Source organism: Caulobacter mirabilis, from assembly GCF_002749615.1.
Taxonomy (GTDB): Bacteria; Pseudomonadota; Alphaproteobacteria; order Caulobacterales; family Caulobacteraceae; genus Caulobacter; species Caulobacter mirabilis.
In genome coordinates this window covers 1,212,475-1,227,720 of sequence record NZ_CP024201.1, presented here as the reverse complement: position 1 = coordinate 1,227,720, position 15,246 = coordinate 1,212,475, and the positions used below count along the sequence as shown (strand labels likewise).

The 15,246-nt window shown below is 69.6% G+C and carries 17 protein-coding genes; 4 read left to right on the top strand and 13 right to left on the bottom strand.

From position 1 onward, the window contains the following. Nucleotides 1-52: 52 nt before the first annotated feature. From cckA to fliQ, 4 genes are read right to left on the bottom strand one after another with little or no spacing between them, the layout of a single operon-like run. Nucleotides 53-2,161, bottom strand: a complete 2,109-nt coding sequence (gene cckA, locus CSW64_RS05950; RefSeq protein WP_099621243.1) for a cell cycle histidine kinase CckA — start codon at nucleotides 2,159-2,161, stop codon at nucleotides 53-55. Between the two features lie 42 nt (nucleotides 2,162-2,203). Continuing rightward, entirely contained in the window at nucleotides 2,204-3,304 is a 1,101-nt protein-coding gene (gene flhB / locus CSW64_RS05945) for a flagellar biosynthesis protein FlhB (RefSeq protein ID WP_099621242.1), read from the bottom strand. Further along, nucleotides 3,305-4,057 carry a flagellar biosynthetic protein FliR gene (gene fliR, locus CSW64_RS05940; RefSeq protein WP_099621241.1) on the bottom strand — a complete coding sequence of 251 codons (753 nt, stop codon included), beginning with the start codon at nucleotides 4,055-4,057 and terminating at the stop codon, nucleotides 3,305-3,307. It abuts the gene before it with no gap. Nucleotides 4,058-4,064: 7 nt separating this feature from the next. Next, a complete protein-coding gene (fliQ, locus tag CSW64_RS05935; protein ID WP_099621240.1) occupies nucleotides 4,065-4,328 on the bottom strand; it encodes a flagellar biosynthesis protein FliQ in 264 nt (87 codons plus the stop codon). Nucleotides 4,329-4,429: 101 nt separating this feature from the next. Here fliQ and CSW64_RS05930 point away from each other — a divergent pair, with 101 nt between their 5' ends. Further along, nucleotides 4,430-5,200, top strand: coding sequence for a kinase (locus tag CSW64_RS05930; protein ID WP_099621239.1), 771 nt, complete (start codon nucleotides 4,430-4,432; stop codon nucleotides 5,198-5,200). Here CSW64_RS05930 and CSW64_RS05925 read toward each other — a convergent pair. From CSW64_RS05925 to flgB, 6 genes are all read right to left on the bottom strand, one after another. After that, nucleotides 5,197-5,586 (bottom strand): hypothetical protein, encoded by a 390-nt coding sequence (locus tag CSW64_RS05925; RefSeq protein ID WP_150131342.1) that lies wholly within the window; start codon nucleotides 5,584-5,586, stop codon nucleotides 5,197-5,199. The two genes, CSW64_RS05930 and CSW64_RS05925, sit on opposite strands and share 4 nt — an antisense overlap. A gap of 110 nt (nucleotides 5,587-5,696) precedes the next feature. Then, a complete protein-coding gene (locus CSW64_RS05920) occupies nucleotides 5,697-6,137 on the bottom strand; it encodes a nuclear transport factor 2 family protein (protein ID WP_216361242.1) in 441 nt (146 codons plus the stop codon). Nucleotides 6,138-6,219: 82 nt separating this feature from the next. Then, on the bottom strand, nucleotides 6,220-6,807 hold the full coding sequence (locus tag CSW64_RS05915) for a TetR/AcrR family transcriptional regulator (protein ID WP_099621237.1): 588 nt from the start codon (nucleotides 6,805-6,807) through the stop codon (nucleotides 6,220-6,222). Nucleotides 6,808-6,840: 33 nt separating this feature from the next. Beyond that, nucleotides 6,841-7,146, bottom strand: a complete 306-nt coding sequence (fliE, locus tag CSW64_RS05910; RefSeq protein WP_099621236.1) for a flagellar hook-basal body complex protein FliE — start codon at nucleotides 7,144-7,146, stop codon at nucleotides 6,841-6,843. A 9-nt stretch (nucleotides 7,147-7,155) separates the two neighbouring features. Next, entirely contained in the window at nucleotides 7,156-7,575 is a 420-nt protein-coding gene (flgC, locus tag CSW64_RS05905; protein WP_099621235.1) for a flagellar basal body rod protein FlgC, read from the bottom strand. Between the two features lie 10 nt (nucleotides 7,576-7,585). Then, nucleotides 7,586-8,011: a flagellar basal body rod protein FlgB gene (gene flgB, locus CSW64_RS05900; protein ID WP_099621234.1), complete on the bottom strand. Its 426-nt coding sequence runs from the start codon at nucleotides 8,009-8,011 to the stop codon at nucleotides 7,586-7,588. 90 nt (nucleotides 8,012-8,101) lie between these two features. On the opposite strand from flgB, the gene CSW64_RS05895 reads away from it, so the two are divergent. The 3 genes from CSW64_RS05895 (at nucleotide 8,102) to CSW64_RS05885 (ending at nucleotide 9,749) form a co-directional block, all read left to right on the top strand. Continuing rightward, the gene (locus CSW64_RS05895) at nucleotides 8,102-8,410 is read left to right on the top strand and encodes a flagellar biosynthetic protein FliO (protein ID WP_099621233.1); all 309 of its coding nucleotides are present in this window, start codon (nucleotides 8,102-8,104) and stop codon (nucleotides 8,408-8,410) included. A gap of 83 nt (nucleotides 8,411-8,493) precedes the next feature. Then, nucleotides 8,494-9,216, top strand: a complete 723-nt coding sequence (gene fliP, locus CSW64_RS05890) for a flagellar type III secretion system pore protein FliP (RefSeq protein WP_425430372.1) — start codon at nucleotides 8,494-8,496, stop codon at nucleotides 9,214-9,216. Nucleotides 9,217-9,338: 122 nt separating this feature from the next. After that, nucleotides 9,339-9,749 (top strand): RcnB family protein, encoded by a 411-nt coding sequence (locus CSW64_RS05885; RefSeq protein ID WP_172448475.1) that lies wholly within the window; start codon nucleotides 9,339-9,341, stop codon nucleotides 9,747-9,749. A gap of 62 nt (nucleotides 9,750-9,811) precedes the next feature. Here CSW64_RS05885 and CSW64_RS05880 read toward each other — a convergent pair whose 3' ends face one another. From CSW64_RS05880 to CSW64_RS05870, 3 genes are all read right to left on the bottom strand, one after another. Continuing rightward, entirely contained in the window at nucleotides 9,812-11,890 is a 2,079-nt protein-coding gene (locus CSW64_RS05880; RefSeq protein ID WP_099621230.1) for a TonB-dependent siderophore receptor, read from the bottom strand. A gap of 163 nt (nucleotides 11,891-12,053) precedes the next feature. Then, nucleotides 12,054-13,418, bottom strand: coding sequence for a hypothetical protein (locus tag CSW64_RS05875; protein ID WP_099621229.1), 1,365 nt, complete (start codon nucleotides 13,416-13,418; stop codon nucleotides 12,054-12,056). Between the two features lie 211 nt (nucleotides 13,419-13,629). Further along, the gene (locus CSW64_RS05870; protein WP_099621228.1) at nucleotides 13,630-15,240 is read right to left on the bottom strand and encodes a peptide chain release factor 3; all 1,611 of its coding nucleotides are present in this window, start codon (nucleotides 15,238-15,240) and stop codon (nucleotides 13,630-13,632) included. Nucleotides 15,241-15,246 lie beyond the last annotated feature (6 nt).

The window sequence follows — 15,246 nt, the reverse complement described above, 5'->3', positions numbered from 1 at the left end:
CGCTTCAATCCGCCTCCGGTCGTCCCGGCGAAGGCCGGTTCGGGTACAGACCCTAGGCCGCCTGCAGCTGCTGCTTCACGCGTTCGGCCAGGGTCTTGATGTCCAGCGGCTTGGGTAGGAAGGACACGCCGGTCTCGCCTTCCAGCAGGTCGGAGAACTCCGCCTCGGCGTAGCCGCTGATGAACATCACCGGCGCGTCGCCCAGGTGGTGGCGGGCCTTCTTGAGCAGGGTCGGGCCGTCCATGCCCGGCATCATTACGTCGCTGATCAGCAGGTCGATCGTGCCGGCGTGCTCCTCGGCCAGGACCAGGGCCTGCTCGCCGTCGCCCGCTTCGATGACCTCGTAGCCGCGCTTGCGCAGCAGGCTGGCGGCGATGCCGCGCACCGCTTCCTCGTCCTCGACGAACAGGATGCGGCCGACGCCGGACAGATCGCGGGCGGCGCGGGGGCGCGCCAGGGTGGCCGCCGGCTGCGGGGCCGGGCGCGGCGCGGCGGCGCTGGGCGTATGGACCGGCAGGAAGATGCGGAAGGTCGCCCCTTCGCCCGCCGGGCTCTCGACGTGGATCCAGCCTTCCGACTGCTTCACGATGCCGTAGACCTGCGCCAGGCCCAGGCCGGTGCCCTCGCCCACCGCCTTGGTGGTGAAGAAGGGGTCGAAGATCTTGCCCAGCACGTCGTTGGGGATGCCCGGGCCGTCGTCGCGCACCTCGATCATCGCCAGATCGCCGACCGGCGCGCCGGCGTAGCCCAGGCTGACGGCCTCCGTCTGACCGACCCGTCCCGTGCGCAGCGCGATGCGGCCGCCGCCCTTGGCGCTGATCAGAGCGTCCTGGGCGTTCAGCACCAGGTTCATCACGGCGATCTCGAGCTGGCCCTTGTCGACCTTCACCAGCGGCAGGTCGCGGCCGTAGTCGGTGTCCAGCTTCACCGGCTCGCGCAGCAGGCGGCGCAGCAGCACCTCGAAGTCGCTGATCGTCTCCCCCAGGTCGAGCACCTCGCGCTGGAGGGTCTCCTGGCGGCTGTAGGTCTTCAGTTTGCGGACCAGGTCGGCGGCGCGGGCGGCGGTGCCCTTGATCGAGGTCAGGCCCTCATAGCTGGGATCGCCCAGCGGGTGCCGCTCGAGCAGTTCGTCCAGGCGCAGCTGGATGGCGGTCAGCAGGTTGTTGAAGTCGTGGGCGATGCCGGCGGCCAGCTGGCCGATGGCCTGCATCTTCTGGCTTTGGGCCAGCTGCAGCTCGATCTGCTTCTGCTCGGTGACGTCGACCAGATAGGCGGTCAGGCGGCCGCCGGTGCGGGCCAGGTACAGGTGGGCGATCCGCGAGGGATCGTGCGCCAGCCTGACCTCGATCGGGCCGGCCCGCCCCTCGGCGGAGCCCAGACCGGCGTCGATGCGCGAATGGGGGTCGATCAGGTCGCCGAACGTACGCCCCGCCACCGCCTTGCCCGCGGTCATGGCCGAAAGGGCGGCGTTGGCTTCCACGATGGCGGCCGAGAACACCTCCTCGCCTTCCAGCATGGCCGCGCCGAACGGCGAGGCGGCGGCCAGGGCGTCCAGGGTGGCGGGGCCTTTTGGCGCAGCGTTCAGAACGGGCGGCGCCGCCCCGGCCGCGGCGACGGCGGCGGGCAGCTCGGCCGTCAGCCGCAGCGGCTCGGTCACGGCGGGCTCGAGCCGCACCAGGAACCGCCCCGCGCCGAGGGACGAGACGATCAGCGGCCGGTCCTCGCCGCCCAGCCGGACGGCGGCGCGGGCGATCTGGCCCTTGCGGGCCTTGGTCAGGGCGGCGAACAGGCCGGGCGCGGCCGGGCCGTTCCGCGGCAGGCGGCGCTGGCCGCCGAGGGCCTCGCGCCACGGCGTGTTGGAAGCGTGCAGGCGGCCGTCGGCGCCGGTGACGGCGGCGGCTTCAGGCAAGGCTTCGACGAAGGTCTCGGCGCCGTCCTCGTCAAGCTCCACCGTGCTGGCGGAGCCGCGCAGGCCCAGGATGCCGAGCAGGGCCACGCCGGCCAAGCCGACCAGCAGCAGCATCCCGGCCAGGGTCGAGGGACCGTGCTTCCAGGCCGGCACGGAAGCCAGGCCGAGAGCCAGCACGAAGCATGCGCCGGCGCCCCAGATCCAGGGGTCGAAGCGCCGCTCGCGCGGCTCGGCAGGCGTCGGTTCGGCCATCAGGTCAGCCGCTTTCGGCGAATCACGCATTGATATTACTCGCTAAAGCGGTCTGGCGCGCGCGGCGCCCGCCTGGGCGCCCCGGCGACGCTGAGCGGCCCCCATGATGAAGCCGATGATCTTGGCCACCGCTTCGAAGTGGGACTCCGGAATCTGCTGGTCGACCTCGACGGCGGCGTAGAGCGCGCGGGCCAGGGGCGGGTCCTCGACCACCGGCACGCCGTGCTCCTCGGCCAGGGCGCGGATGCGCAGGGCGAGGTCGTCCAGGCCCTTGGCCACGCACTCGGGCGCAGCGGTCTGCCCCGCCTCGTAGCGTAGCGCCACGGCGTAGTGGGTCGGGTTCATCACCACGACGGTGGCCTTGGGCACGTTCTGCATCATCCGCCGGCGCGAGCGCTCGGCGCGGATCTGCTTCTGCTTGGCCTTGACGTGCGGGTCGCCGTCGGACTGCTTGAACTCCTCCTTCAGCTCCTCGCGGCTCATCCGCATCTTCTGCATGAAGCGGATGCGCTGCCAGATGAAGTCGAGGATGGCGGTCGCGGCGAGGAAGGTCAGCACCGCGTAGAACAGCGCCCGGGTGATCTCGCCGGTCAGCGGCAGGATCGCGGCGACGTCCAGGGCGGCCAGCTGCCCCATCTCGTGGGCGTGCGACTTGAGGACCAGCCAGGCGACCCAGCCGGTGACGACGATCTTGATCACCGACTTCAGGAACTGGACCAGGCCGTCGACGCCGAAGATCCGCTTGAAGCCCTCCAGCGGCGAAACCTTCTTGAATTCCGGCTTCATCTTCTCGCCGGTCCAGATCAGGCCGCTCTGGAAGACGTTGCCGGCGAAGCCCGCCACGGCAGCGGCGAACAGCACCGCCATCAGGATCGGCGCCGCGGCGTAGGCCGCTTCCTGGGTGACCAGCATCGCCCCGCCCGGGGACAGGTCGATATCCTCGGGATGCTGCACGAACGGCAGCATGCGCATGGCCATGTCCTGCATGAACCAGCCGCCGCCGATCGCCAGGACTCCGAAGGCGCCGAGCAGCGACGCCAGCTGGGCGACGTCCTGCGACTTGGCGACGTCGCCCTTCTTCCGACTGTCCTCAAGCTTCTTGGGTGTCGGTTCTTCTGTCTTTGATGCGGCGTCTTCGGCCATCTAGGCGAACACCTGCAGCAGCTCGCGATAGCGGCCGGTCCAGACCATCCCCACCGCGCCGAGGCTGATGGCGAAGATGGCCAGGCCGAAGATCACGGCCAGGGGCGAGGCGACGAAGAAGATCTGGAACTGCGGCATCACCCGACCGACCAGGCCGGTGGCGAGGTTGAAGACGATCGAGAAGACGATGACCGGCGCGGCCAGCTGGATGCCCAGCGAGAAAGACTGAGCCACGGTCTGGACGGCCAGAGTCCCGGCGTCAGTCACCGGCAGGTTGCCGTCGAACGGGAACAGCTTGAACGAGTTGACCATCGCCCCGAAGAACAGGTGGTGCAGGTCGGTGGTCATCACCAGGACGGTGCCCATCAGGGTCAGGAAGGTCGACAGAGTCGAGCTCGGCTGGGCCTGGTTGGGGCTGGCCGTCTGCGCGAAGCCGAGCGTGGTCTGGATGGCCACGACCTCGCCGGCGGTGGCCAGGGCGGTGAACACCAGCCGCAGGATCGAGCCCAGCATCAGGCCGATCAGGGTCTCGCGGATGACGCCCGCCGCCACGCCGCTGACCTGGGGCGGGATCACCACGTTCGGCGCGACCAGCGGCGTCAGCACCAGGGCCATGATCAGGGCGAAGGACAGGCGGATGCGCGGCGGCACGCTGGCGTCGCCCAGGCCGGGCACCAGCATGACCATCGCCCCGACCCGCGCGAACACGAGGCCGGCGGCGTAGACCTGGGCTGCGGTGGCGTAGCTTTCCACCGGTCCGTCACATGGCCGAGATGCGGGCGGCGATCTGGTTGAAGAACCCCGCCATCAAGGCGCCCATCAGGGGCAGGAAGATCAGCAGCGAGATGAAGATCGCGACGATCTTGGGAGCGTAGACCAGCGTCGCTTCCTGGATCTGGGTCAGGGCCTGGACCAGGCCGATGCCGACGCCGACGATCAGGCCGACGATCAGCACCGGCGCGCTGAGCTGCAGCGTCAGCCAGATGGCGTCGCGACCGATGTCGAGAACCTCGGCGCCGTTCATCGAAAAAGCCCTTCACAAGCGGGAATCGGAAGAGGCCCAGATTGGGGGAGACATGGTTAACGGCGGTTTACGGAGCGCCCGGCGCACCCCAGGGTGAGGGCATGATCAGCCCCCTGCTCCTGGACCTCGTCGCAGACCTGGCGGAAGCGCGCGGACGGCCGCCGCTGATCGGAATCGCCGGCGCCCAGGGCAGCGGCAAGACCACCCTGGCCAGGGCGGCGGCGCAGCGCCTGGGCGGCGTCGCCTTCTCGCTGGACGACGTCTATCTGACGAAGGCCGAACGGGCGGCGCTCGGGCGCGAGGTCCATCCGCTGCTGGCGACCCGCGGCCCGCCGGGCACGCACGACCTGGCCCTGGCCGAACGGACGATCGACGCCCTGATGGCCGGCGCGCCGACCGCCCTGCCCCGCTTCGACAAGCTGGCCGACGACCGCGCCGAACCGCTGCGGGTAGACGCGCCCGTCCGGGTGGTGCTGATGGAGGGCTGGTGCCTGGGCGCGACGCCGCAGGACGCCGCCGCCCTGGCCGAGCCGGTCAACATCCTGGAGGGCGAGGAAGATGAGGACGGCGCCTGGCGGACCTATGTGAACGACGCCCTGGCCGGCGCCTACCAGACCTTCTTCGGACGGTTCGACGCCGTCCTGCACCTGGCCGCGCCGTCGTTCGACACGGTGCTCGACTGGCGCTGCGAGCAGGAGGCCGGGCTGCTGGGCCTGAAACGCGAAGACCTCCCGCCGGCGCGGCGGGAGGCCCTTGTACGGTTCATCCAGCATTTCGAGCGGATCACCCGCCACATGCTGGATGGCGGGACCAGGGCGACGGCGACCGTGTGGCTGGGAGCCGACCGGTCGCCGCGCGAGTGGACCTCCTAGCGGTAGTCGTTCCAGGCGAAGCGGTGGAGACGACCCTCCACGCGATCGAGGCGGCTCTGCAGGATGCGCAGCTCGCGACGGTCGATGCCGCCGGTGTCGCGGAAGCGGCGCTCCATCTGGTTGATGTCGCGGATCTCGTAGCGGAGGCGCTCGCCTTCGCCATAGCTCACCCGGCGGCGCTCCACCGCCCAGTCGATGCGCCGACGCAGTTCGGCCTGGCGCATGTTGAGCTGGCGCAGTTCGTGGCGGTCGACGTAGTAACCGCGGCCGTAGTCGCGCTCGTAGCCTCGGTCGCGATCAGGGCCGCCGTAGGGCTGGGCCGAGGCGGCGCCGGCGGCGCCCGTCATGGCGACGGCGGCCAGCGTGGCGAGGAGGATCTTCTTCATGGTCGTCATCCCTTCTGACGGGTTGCTGATGGGATGACGCTAGAGGGCCGGCCCTGAGCCCAACCTGAGCGCCGCGTTGTCTGGCGTTCAGGCTGGGCCTTCGGGATGACCTACCCCAGCCCGGCGCGGGCGAGCGCTTCCTGGGTGGCGGCGCGATCCACGAACACGTCCTTGCGCGTCACCTCGCCGGCCGGATTCACGTCGACGACGTCGATCATGTCGATACGGGCGACGAACGGCTTGCCGGACGTGTCCGTCAGCTTCAGCACCATGGTGTAGTCGAAGACCCAGCGATCTTCACCGTAGAGCACGCGGCAGGGCTCGAAGCCGATCTCGCCATAGAGTTGGAACAGCCCGGCGCAGTGCCGCCGGATCGGCTCGCGCCCCTGCACGAACGGCGACCTGCCGTCCTGCAGCCAGAAGATCGAGTCCGTCGAATGCAGGTCCGCGATGCGGTCCGGATCCTGCGCCTCCCATGCGGCGTGATAGCGGGCGTAGGCGTCCTCGACCGTCATTGCGGTCCGGACTTCGGCGAGGCTGGACGTGGCCATGGGCTTCTCCTCCTGTGAGGAGACGAATGTTACAGACCTGCAGTACGCAAATCAAGTTACAGACCAGCAGTCTGCAACCTGCCTATCGTGACGCCGCGAACCCCTCCAGCATCCGCTCGATGGTCTCGCCGTAGCGCGCCACCACCGCCTCCGGGTCGTCGGCGCGGCCGCTGGCCAGGGCGGCCTCCATGATCGCCCCCAGCACCACGCGGGTCGCCGCCTCGACCAGAGGGGCGTCGACGCCCATGATCCGGGCCAGCGCCCCCCTCACCCGGCCGGCGAAGTGGACATCGTCGATCTCGCGCCAGCGCTCCCAGCCCAGCACCCGGGGACCGTCCTCGAGCAGAATCCGACGGATGGCCGGGTCGTTGGCCAGGCGAAGGTAGCCGACCGCGCCCAGCGCCAACGAACGCGTCGCGGGCGTCCCGGGGGCCGGCCCCGGTCCCTCGGCCTGTCGCGCGGCGATCCCCGCCTGGGCCTCGTCGAGAACGCGCTCGAACACGGCCTGCTTGGAGGCGAAGTGGTGGTAGAAGGCGCCCTTGGTCAGCCCCGCCTCCGCCACGATCAGATCGATGCTGACCCGGTCGTAGCCGTCCCGCGCGAACAGCATGCGCGCGGTGTCCAGAAGGCGCCGGGTCGTCGCGGCGCTGCGGTCTGCCTGTCTAGCCATGCCGAGATACTCTAACCGACGACGACGACGCCGTCAGATCGGCATCCGCATGATTTCCTGGTAGGCGGCGATCACCTGGTCGCGGACGGCCATGACCGTCTCCAGGCTGGCCTCGGCCGAGGAGATGGCGGTGACGACGTCGATCAGCTCGGCCTTGCCCTGGACCTGTTTGGCGATCTGGGTCTCGGCGTTCTTGCTGGTCTGGACCGCGTCGGTCATCACCGACTGAAGCAGGTCGCCGAAGTCCTTGCCCTGGGTGGGCGCGGCGCCGCCCAGACCGGGAGCGGCCGAACCCTGGGTCGTCGCATAGGCCTTGGCGGCGGCGAGCGGGGTCATCATCGCTCAGCCCTACCGCTTCAGCAGGTCGAGGGTGCGCATCTCCATGCTGCGCGCCGTCTCGATGACGTTGAGGTTGGCCTCGTAGGCGCGCTGCGCCTCCTTCATGTCGAGAGCCTCGATCAGGGGATCGACGTTGGGCAGCTGGACGTAGCCCTCGGCGTTGGCCGAGGGATGGCCGGGATCGTAGGTGGTGCGGAACGGCTTGGCGTCCATCGCCACCCGTTTCATGGACACGCCCTCGCCGCCGCTCACCGCGCGCGGTTCGAACACGGGCACCTGTCGGCGATAGGGCTCGCCGCCCGGCGTGCGGGCCGTCGAGCTCGCGTTGGCCAGGTTCTCGGCGATGATCCGCATCCGGGCCTGCTGGGCGCGGATGCCGGACGCGGCCACCGCCATCGCCGTGTCGGCCTGGGACTTCACCTGCGGCATCTAGAGCCCCCTATCGGCCGGGCGGCCGCGCCGCCATGCGGAGCAGCGCCATGGATTTCTGGTAGAAGCCGATGGCGGCGTCGTACTGCATGCGCGCCTCGGACATCTTGATCATCTGGTCCTCGAGCACGACCGAATTGCCGTCGAGGGTGGTCTCGGAATCGAGCTGCTTCACCGTCTTCACGGTCGAGCTGCTGATCCGCTTTGGCCCGCCCGCGAGGTGACCCGCCGCCGTCCGCACGGGTTCGACCCCGCCGGCCGCGACCCGCGCCTGGGACTGCATCGCCGCGTCGAAGCTGAACGCCTTCACGTCCCGCGGCGCGTAGCCCGGCGTGTCGGCGTTGGCCACGTTCTGGGCGATCACCCGCTGGCGCTCGCCCAGATAGCCGAGCCGCTGCTTCAGCATCGCCAGAATGGGAATCGCGGACGTGTCCATCACCGATCATGGTGAACAAACAGGGTTAATCGCGCCTTAAGGGTTGCGGGGCGAGAAGCGGGCGAACACTCCTCCAGCGCCGCGTCCCCCATGGGTTTCCTCTACTACGTCCAGGTCTTCGCCGCGCTCGCGGTGACCATCGGCCTGGTGCTGCTGGCTGGGGTCGCATTGCGCCGTTTCGGGCCGGAGGGCCTGGCGCGCTTCCAGCGCCTCAAGGCCGAGCGCCGGCTGGTGCTGGTCGAGACCCTGGTCCTGGACCCCGCCCGCCGGCTGGTGCTGATCCGGCTGGACGACGAGGAGCGGCTGATCCTGCTCGGCGAAGGCCGGACGCTGGAGACGTTGAAGAAGACCCCCGCCCCCGCGCGCCGCAAGGCGGCCGCCCCGGAGACCGCCGCCTGATGCGCGCCGCCCTCATCAAGCTGTGGAAGTCGCTGTTCGACGTGCGGCGCGAGGACCTGAAAAAGGCCCTGGGCGTCTCGGTGATGGCCTTCGTCGCCAGCCTGATCGTCCCGGCCGCGGCCCTGGCCCAGGCGGTGAACATCAACCTCGGCGACGGCGCCGGCCTGACCGAGCGGGTGGTCCAGCTGATCGGCCTGCTGACGGTGCTGTCGCTGGCCCCTTCGATCGTGATCATGACCACCAGCTTCGTGCGGATCGTGGTCGTGCTCAGCCTGCTGCGGACCGCGCTGGGCCTGCAGCAGAGCCCGCCCAACGCGGTGATCATCAGCCTCTCGCTGTTCCTGACCGCGATCGTGATGGGCCCGACCTTCCAGCGCTCCTACGACGAAGGCGTCAAGCCGCTGCTGGACAAGCAGATCGAGCTGCCCCAGGCGTTCGAGGCCGCCAGCGACCCGGTGAAGACCTTCATGCTCAGCCAGGTCGACCGCGACGACCTGGCCCTGTTCATCCGGCTGTCGAAGATCGAAAGGCCGGCGACGATCCAGGACACGCCGATCCGCATCGTCACCCCGGCGTTCATGATCAGCGAGCTGAAGCGCGCCTTCGAGATCGGCTTCCTGCTGTTCGTGCCCTTCCTGGTCATCGACCTGGTCGTGGCCAGCGTGCTGATGAGCATGGGCATGATGATGCTGCCGCCCGTGGTGGTCAGCCTGCCGTTCAAGCTGATCTTCTTCGTGCTGGTCGACGGCTGGCGCCTGGTCGCCGGCAGCCTGGTCGAGAGCTTCCAGCGCGGCGGGAGCGGCTGACGCGATAGATGAACGGCGGGTGATGCAGGCCGTTCAGGTCAGGCTCAACGGCGCCGGCGCATAACCGTCTCCAACAGCGGAGAACCGGGACCTTCCCGGAGCCCGCCGAGGAGAGCTTGATCATGAAGAAGATCCTGACCGCCGCCGTCGCCCTGGGCGTCCTGGCCTCGGCCGGCGCCGCGTCCGCCCAGCCTTACGGCTATGGCCGCGATCGCGACCGCGACTACGGCCGGTACGAACAGCGCTACGACCGTTACGACCGCTACGACCGTCATGACCGCTACGAGCGCCGTGACCGTCGCGACCGCTACGAAGCCCGTCGCTACTACGAGCCGCGCAGCTATCATGGCCAATGGCGTCGCGGCGACCGCCTGCCGGATCGCTACCGCTACGGCTATGCGGTCGACTACCGCGACTACCGCCTGGCCCCTCCGCCCCGCGGCTACGAGTACCGCCGCGCCGGCGACGACGTGGTCCTGGCGGCGATCGCCACCGGCATCATCGCTTCCGTCCTGGTCGGCATGAGCAACTAGCGCTCGCAGCCGACAGCGGACTTCGCCCCCGGAGCCCTCCCTCTCCGGGGGCGTTGTCGCGTCTAGAACCTATACTCGAGCGTCACCGAGGCGCTGCGCGGCGCGGCGAAGTAGGACTGGTTCCACATCAGGCTGGTCATGTAGGTCTCGTCGAACAGATTGCGGACATTCAGCGTCGCCTTGACGCTCGGCGTCACGTCGATGCTGGCCATGGCGTCGACCACCGCGTAGGCGTCCTGCTCGACCCGGACCTGTTCCATCGTCGAGATCTCGCTCTGCCAGCGCACCGAGGCGCCGAGCTTCAGGTTCCGCAGCTCGGGGACGTCGTAGGTGGTCGACAGCTTCAGCGTCTTGCGCGGCAGGTACAGGCGCGCGTCGGCGCCGTCCTTGTCCTCGACCGACAGCTGGGTCCAGCCGCCGGAGATCCGCCAGCGGTCGGTGATCGCCCCGGCGACCTCGAGCTCGTAGCCTTCGACGAAGGTGTCCTGGCCGACGTAGTAGGTGTCGTTGCTGCCCGGGATCGTGCCGGCGGCCAGGGCCAGGCCCTTCTGGTCCGACTTGAATACGGCCGCGGTCGCATAGAGCCGGCCGGCGAACCACTCGCTCTTCACGCCCGCCTCCCAGCTCTTGCCCGCCGCCGGATCGAGCGTCTTGCGGTTGATGTCGACCTCGGACTGCGGATTGAAGATGTCGGTATAGCTCGCATACAGCGACAGGTTCGGGGTCAGGTCGTAGACCACGCCGACGTAGGGGCTGACCTTGCTTTCGTCGCGCGCCTGGCCGGTTCCGTAGGACACGCCCTCGGACTCCAGCTTCATCGCGTTGAAGCCGACCACGCCCTTGAGCCGATCGCTGAGGTTCAGGTGGATCGCCCCGAACAGACGGTCCAGCCGATCCTCGCTCTGCGCCGCCAGATAGGCCCCGGCGTAGGCCGGCTGTGCGGGTTGGATCCGCTTCCAGTCCCCGACGGCCGGGTAGACGATGACCCCGGCCCCCGAGTTCTCCCATTCGAGGCCGCGCCCCTTGGCGGAGGCGACGCCCAGGACGACGTCGTGGCTGCGGCCGAACAGGCTCACGGCGCCGGTCAAGGTCAGGTCGACCAGGTCCTGGCGGTACTTCGACGGATAGATCCCGCTCATGCCGGCGACGCCCAGCCCGGTGACCGGATCGGGATTGCCGTAGGCGTAGAGCAGCTTCGCCTCCTCGGTGAAGCGCTTGTGGGTGTAGGTCCCCTTCACCTGCCAGCCGCCGCCCAGCTGATATGTCCCCTCCAGGAACCAGCCCTGGTCCAGCGTGTCCCAATAGGTCCAGTCGGCGGACGTGGAGGCGGAGCGGTCATACGGAATCCGCGCGCCGTTCGCATAGGTCAGCGGCAGCGCCCCCCAGAGCACGCCATTGGCCTGGTTGTCCTGCCGCCAGGCGCCGCCGCTCACGTTCAGGTCCGACGACACGTCCCAGGACAGCACGCCGTAAAAGACGTGCCGGTTGACGTGGTAGTGGTCGAGGTAGCTGTCGCGGTCCTCGTTGGCGTAGACCAGCCGGCCGGTGACGCTGCCCGTGGAGTCGAGCGGGCCGGACAGGTCGGCGGTCAGGCGATAAGCGTTCCAGCTGCCGTACGAGGCGGACAGCGACCCCCGCGCCTCGCGGGTCGGGCGTTTGCGGATGTAGTTGATCGTCGCCGACGGGTTGCCCGTGCCGGTCAGCATGCCGTTGGCGCCGCGGATGATGTCGACCCGATCATAGATCACCGTGTCGACGTCGCCGAACTGCAGCCCCCAGATCAGCGGCAGGCCGACGCCGTCGACCTGGAAGTTGGTGATGTCGAAGCCGCGGGCGTTGAAATAGGTCCGGTCGGTCTCGACCTTCTCCACATTGACGCCCGGCGCCATGGTCAGCAGGTCGTTGACCGTGTTCAGCGCGAAGTCGTCGATCTGCTGGCGCTGGATCTGGGTCACCGACTGCGGCGTCTCGCGCAGGGTCAGGACCAGGCCGGTGGCGCTGGGCGTCTCCTTCTGCCGATGGCCTTCGATCTCGACGGCGCTGACCGAGGTCGGCTGGTCGTCGTCGGCTTCCGCGGCGAAAGCCGACAGAGGCGCAAGCGTAAGAAGCGTGGTCGCCAGAAGCGCGGCGCGTGCAGACATGAGAGCTATCCCCGGCTCTAGTTGCGAGTAATTATCAGCGTGCGCTGAGTGGGCTCGCACCCGAGGGGGGTCAAGTTGAAATGCGAATGAGTCGCATTATGTCGCAGCGCCTGTGACGCGGAAGCCGCGGTGGGCAGTCGTCGCGACGAGGCCCTGCCGCGCCCTAGGCCGCGGCGGCGCGAGCCCGCAGCCGCTCCAGCGCCTGGGCGGCCAGGTCGGTGAGGCTGCGCATGCCTTCCTCGGCGAAGACGTCGAAGGCCGTCGCCAGCGCCGCCGCCGCGGACCTCAGGGAGCCGTCGTCGCGGCCGGTGATCTCGACCCGGATCTCGTAGAGCCGGGCCAGGTTCAGCTGGGTCACGGCCCAGGCGGCCGGGTCGGCCGACGGCCGCTGCCCGCAGAGTTCGGTCTTCAGCGCCGCGACCGCGATGTCGAGCATGGCCAGATCCCCGGTCAGCTCCGCCTGCCGTCCCAGGGCCTGGGCGCGCCCGGCGGCGACCTTCGCGCGTAGCGGCAGAGCCGTCTGGTCGCGCAGCACGATGTTGGCGCGGTCGAAGCCGGTGATGGCCTGCTCGAAAGCCTGGGGACTGTCGGTGGTCTCGCCCAGCACCAGCAACGCGTGGCCGAGCTGCGCCTGGATCGCCGCCCAGTCCAGCGGGCTGTGATCACGGTCGACATGCGCGACCGCCGCGGTCAGGGCGTCGACGCCGTCTGCGGCCAGCTCGACCTCGCCGGCGATCTCAGCCGCCGTCGTCAGGGTCGCTCCATAGGCGGCCGTCGCGCGGGCGTAGCTCAGCGGTTCGAAGGCTGGGTCCAGCCCGGCCAGGGCCGCGCGCGTCTCGCGCACGGCATGCTCGGCCAGGTCGCGGTCGCGCAGGCGCAACGCCGCGGTCGCCAGCAGATCGGCGCGGGCGACGCGCTGTTCCGACAGCGCCAGACGCGCCGCGGCGCTGGCGCGTCCCGAGGCCGCCAGGGCCGCCAGCGGCGCCTCGAAGGCGGCGGCGGCGGCGTTGACCTCGGCGGCGTCTCCACGAGCGACGGCGATGCGGCCCCTCAGACCGGCCAGGGCGGCGGCGGCGAGAGCCGCGCCGACGCCGCTGGCTTCAGCCGCCTGACACAGCACCCGCTCGGCGGCGGCGACCAGGCCGTCATCTCCGAACAGGTCGGCGCCGAGCAGGGCGCAAAGCCCCTGCTCGGCGCGCGCCCGCGCGACGCCCCCCTGGCGTTGCGTATCCTGAAACCCTTTGACGGCGGCCTCCGCGGCGGCGGCGGCCTTGCGCAGCGCGGCGGGATCGCCCGACCGGCGGGCCAGCTCGCGCCAGGTCACCGCCGACTGCAGCAGCCGCGCCGGACGGTCCTTGAGCCCTGGACGCCCGGCGGCCAAATCGGCCGACCGCGCCTCGCGGGTCAGCAGGTTGATGTCGAGCAGCTCGAGCAGGGTCGGGTCACCGCCCGCCAGCCCCTCCTGGAACGCGCCCGCGAACGGCTCTCCGGCCAGCAGGCGACGCAACTCACGACCGAATTCGAACATGGCGCGCCACCCCCTTGGCGAAACCCGTCCCAGGCCGGAACACCCGGCCGACGGCTTTCGGGGGCGGAGCAAACTCCGGTCCGACAGACTTAACAAGTGGTTAACGGCGCCGACGTGGTTAATACCCACTTAAACTTCGGGGCGCTGGCGCGCCGACGCCACAGTTCGGCGCCGGGTTTCAACCGTCAGGGGAGGAGCGCCCGCAGACGCCTCAGCTCCGCTCCTTGCTCCGGTGGAAGGCCACCTTCGGGAAGCGTTCACCGAGGTAGCCGATCTCCCAGGCCGACTTGGCCAGGAACACCGTGTCGTTGTCGATGTCGGTGGCCATCGCCGTGCGGTGCTTGGAGTGGAAGTCCTCCAGGTCGGCGGTCGCGCCGGTCAACCAGCGCGCCTCGGCGTAGGGCGAGGCTTCGAAGATGACGTCCAGCTGGTACTCGTTCGACAGGCGGTCGGCCATGACCTCGAACTGCAGCTGACCGACGGCGCCGACGATGAAGTCCGAGCCGATGTCCGGGCGGAACAGCTGGGTCACGCCCTCCTCCGCCAGGCCTTCCAGCGCCTTCTTCAGGTGCTTGGCCTTCAGCGGGTCTTTCACGCGGACGCGCTGGAGGATTTCCGGGGCGAAGTTGGGCAGGCCGGCGAAGCGCAGCGTGCCGGTCTCCGACAGGCTTTCGCCGACCCGCAGCACGCCGTGGTTGGGAATGCCGATGACGTCGCCGGCGTAGGCCTCCTCCGCCAGCTCGCGGTCGGAGGCGAAGAACATGATCGGCGCGTTGACGCTCATCTGCTTGCTGGGCGTCTCGCCGCGCACGCCGGTCGAGAAGGTCTTCAGCTTCATGCCGCGGGTGAACTTGCCGCTGGTCAGCTTGAAGAAGGCGATCCGGTCGCGATGGTTGGGGTCCATGTTCGCCTGGACCTTGAACACGAAGCCGCTGACTTCCGGGTCGCCCGGCGCGACATGGGTCTCGGCGCCGCCCTTCTCGGCCGCGCGCGGCTTGGGCGCGGGGGCATAGGCGGCGATCGTCGCCAGCAGCTCGTCGACGCCGAAGTGACGCAGGGCCGATCCGAACACCACCGGGGTCATATGCCCCTCGATGAAGCTCTGGACGTCGAACGGCTTGGACGCCTCCTGCACCAGCATCGAGGCTTCCTCCAGCTCGCCCTGCTCGTCGGGATCGAGGTGGGTGACGATGGCGTTGGAATTGAAGGCGACCGGGTCGGGATGGCCCTCTTCCCGGTTCTTGCCGAACGGGATGAACTTCTGGCCGCGCAGATCCAGCATGCCCTTGAACCGCCCGCCCGAGCCGGCCGGCCAGTAGAGCGGCGCGGGATCCAGAGCCAGCTTGCTGCTGATCTCGTCCAGCAGCGCGATGGGATCCTGCGCCTCGCGGTCCATCTTGTTGATGAAGGTGACGATCGGGATGTCGCGCAGGCGGCAGACCTCGAACAGCTTCAGGGTCTGAGGCTCGATGCCCTTCGCGGCGTCCAGAACCATGACCGCGGCGTCGGCGGCCGTCAGGGTGCGGTAGGTGTCTTCCGAGAAGTCCTCGTGGCCCGGCGTGTCCAGCAGGTTGAACATCAGGCCTTCGTGGTCGAACGTCATCACCGAGGCGCTGACCGAGATGCCGCGCTCGCGCTCGATCTTCATCCAGTCCGACCGCGTGCGGCGGTTCTCGCCGCGAGCGCGCACGGCGCCGGCCGCCCGGATCGCCCCGCCGGCCAGCAGCAGGTTCTCGGTCAGGGTGGTCTTGCCGGCGTCAGGATGGCTGATGATGGCGAAGGTGCGCCGGCGGGCGGCTTCGAGAGCGACGGAGGTGGACATGGCGGC

Coding starts and splice junctions, on each gene's coding strand:
- CSW64_RS05885 (WP_172448475.1), top strand. CDS start 9,339: ATGAAGAAGATCCTGACCGCCGCCGTCGCCCTGGGCGTCCTGGCCTCG.
- CSW64_RS05880 (WP_099621230.1), bottom strand. CDS start 11,890: ATGTCTGCACGCGCCGCGCTTCTGGCGACCACGCTTCTTACGCTTGCG.
- CSW64_RS05870 (WP_099621228.1), bottom strand. CDS start 15,240: ATGTCCACCTCCGTCGCTCTCGAAGCCGCCCGCCGGCGCACCTTCGCC.
- flhB (WP_099621242.1), bottom strand. CDS start 3,304: ATGGCCGAAGACGCCGCATCAAAGACAGAAGAACCGACACCCAAGAAG.
- cckA (WP_099621243.1), bottom strand. CDS start 2,161: ATGGCCGAACCGACGCCTGCCGAGCCGCGCGAGCGGCGCTTCGACCCC.
- CSW64_RS05930 (WP_099621239.1), top strand. CDS start 4,430: ATGATCAGCCCCCTGCTCCTGGACCTCGTCGCAGACCTGGCGGAAGCG.
- CSW64_RS05920 (WP_216361242.1), bottom strand. CDS start 6,137: ATGGCCACGTCCAGCCTCGCCGAAGTCCGGACCGCAATGACGGTCGAG.
- flgB (WP_099621234.1), bottom strand. CDS start 8,011: ATGGACACGTCCGCGATTCCCATTCTGGCGATGCTGAAGCAGCGGCTC.
- fliQ (WP_099621240.1), bottom strand. CDS start 4,328: ATGAACGGCGCCGAGGTTCTCGACATCGGTCGCGACGCCATCTGGCTG.
- fliP (WP_425430372.1), top strand. CDS start 8,494: ATGGCCTTCGTCGCCAGCCTGATCGTCCCGGCCGCGGCCCTGGCCCAG.
- CSW64_RS05925 (WP_150131342.1), bottom strand. CDS start 5,586: ATGAAGAAGATCCTCCTCGCCACGCTGGCCGCCGTCGCCATGACGGGC.
- flgC (WP_099621235.1), bottom strand. CDS start 7,575: ATGCCGCAGGTGAAGTCCCAGGCCGACACGGCGATGGCGGTGGCCGCG.
- CSW64_RS05895 (WP_099621233.1), top strand. CDS start 8,102: ATGGGTTTCCTCTACTACGTCCAGGTCTTCGCCGCGCTCGCGGTGACC.
- CSW64_RS05875 (WP_099621229.1), bottom strand. CDS start 13,418: ATGTTCGAATTCGGTCGTGAGTTGCGTCGCCTGCTGGCCGGAGAGCCG.
- fliE (WP_099621236.1), bottom strand. CDS start 7,146: ATGATGACCCCGCTCGCCGCCGCCAAGGCCTATGCGACGACCCAGGGT.
- CSW64_RS05915 (WP_099621237.1), bottom strand. CDS start 6,807: ATGGCTAGACAGGCAGACCGCAGCGCCGCGACGACCCGGCGCCTTCTG.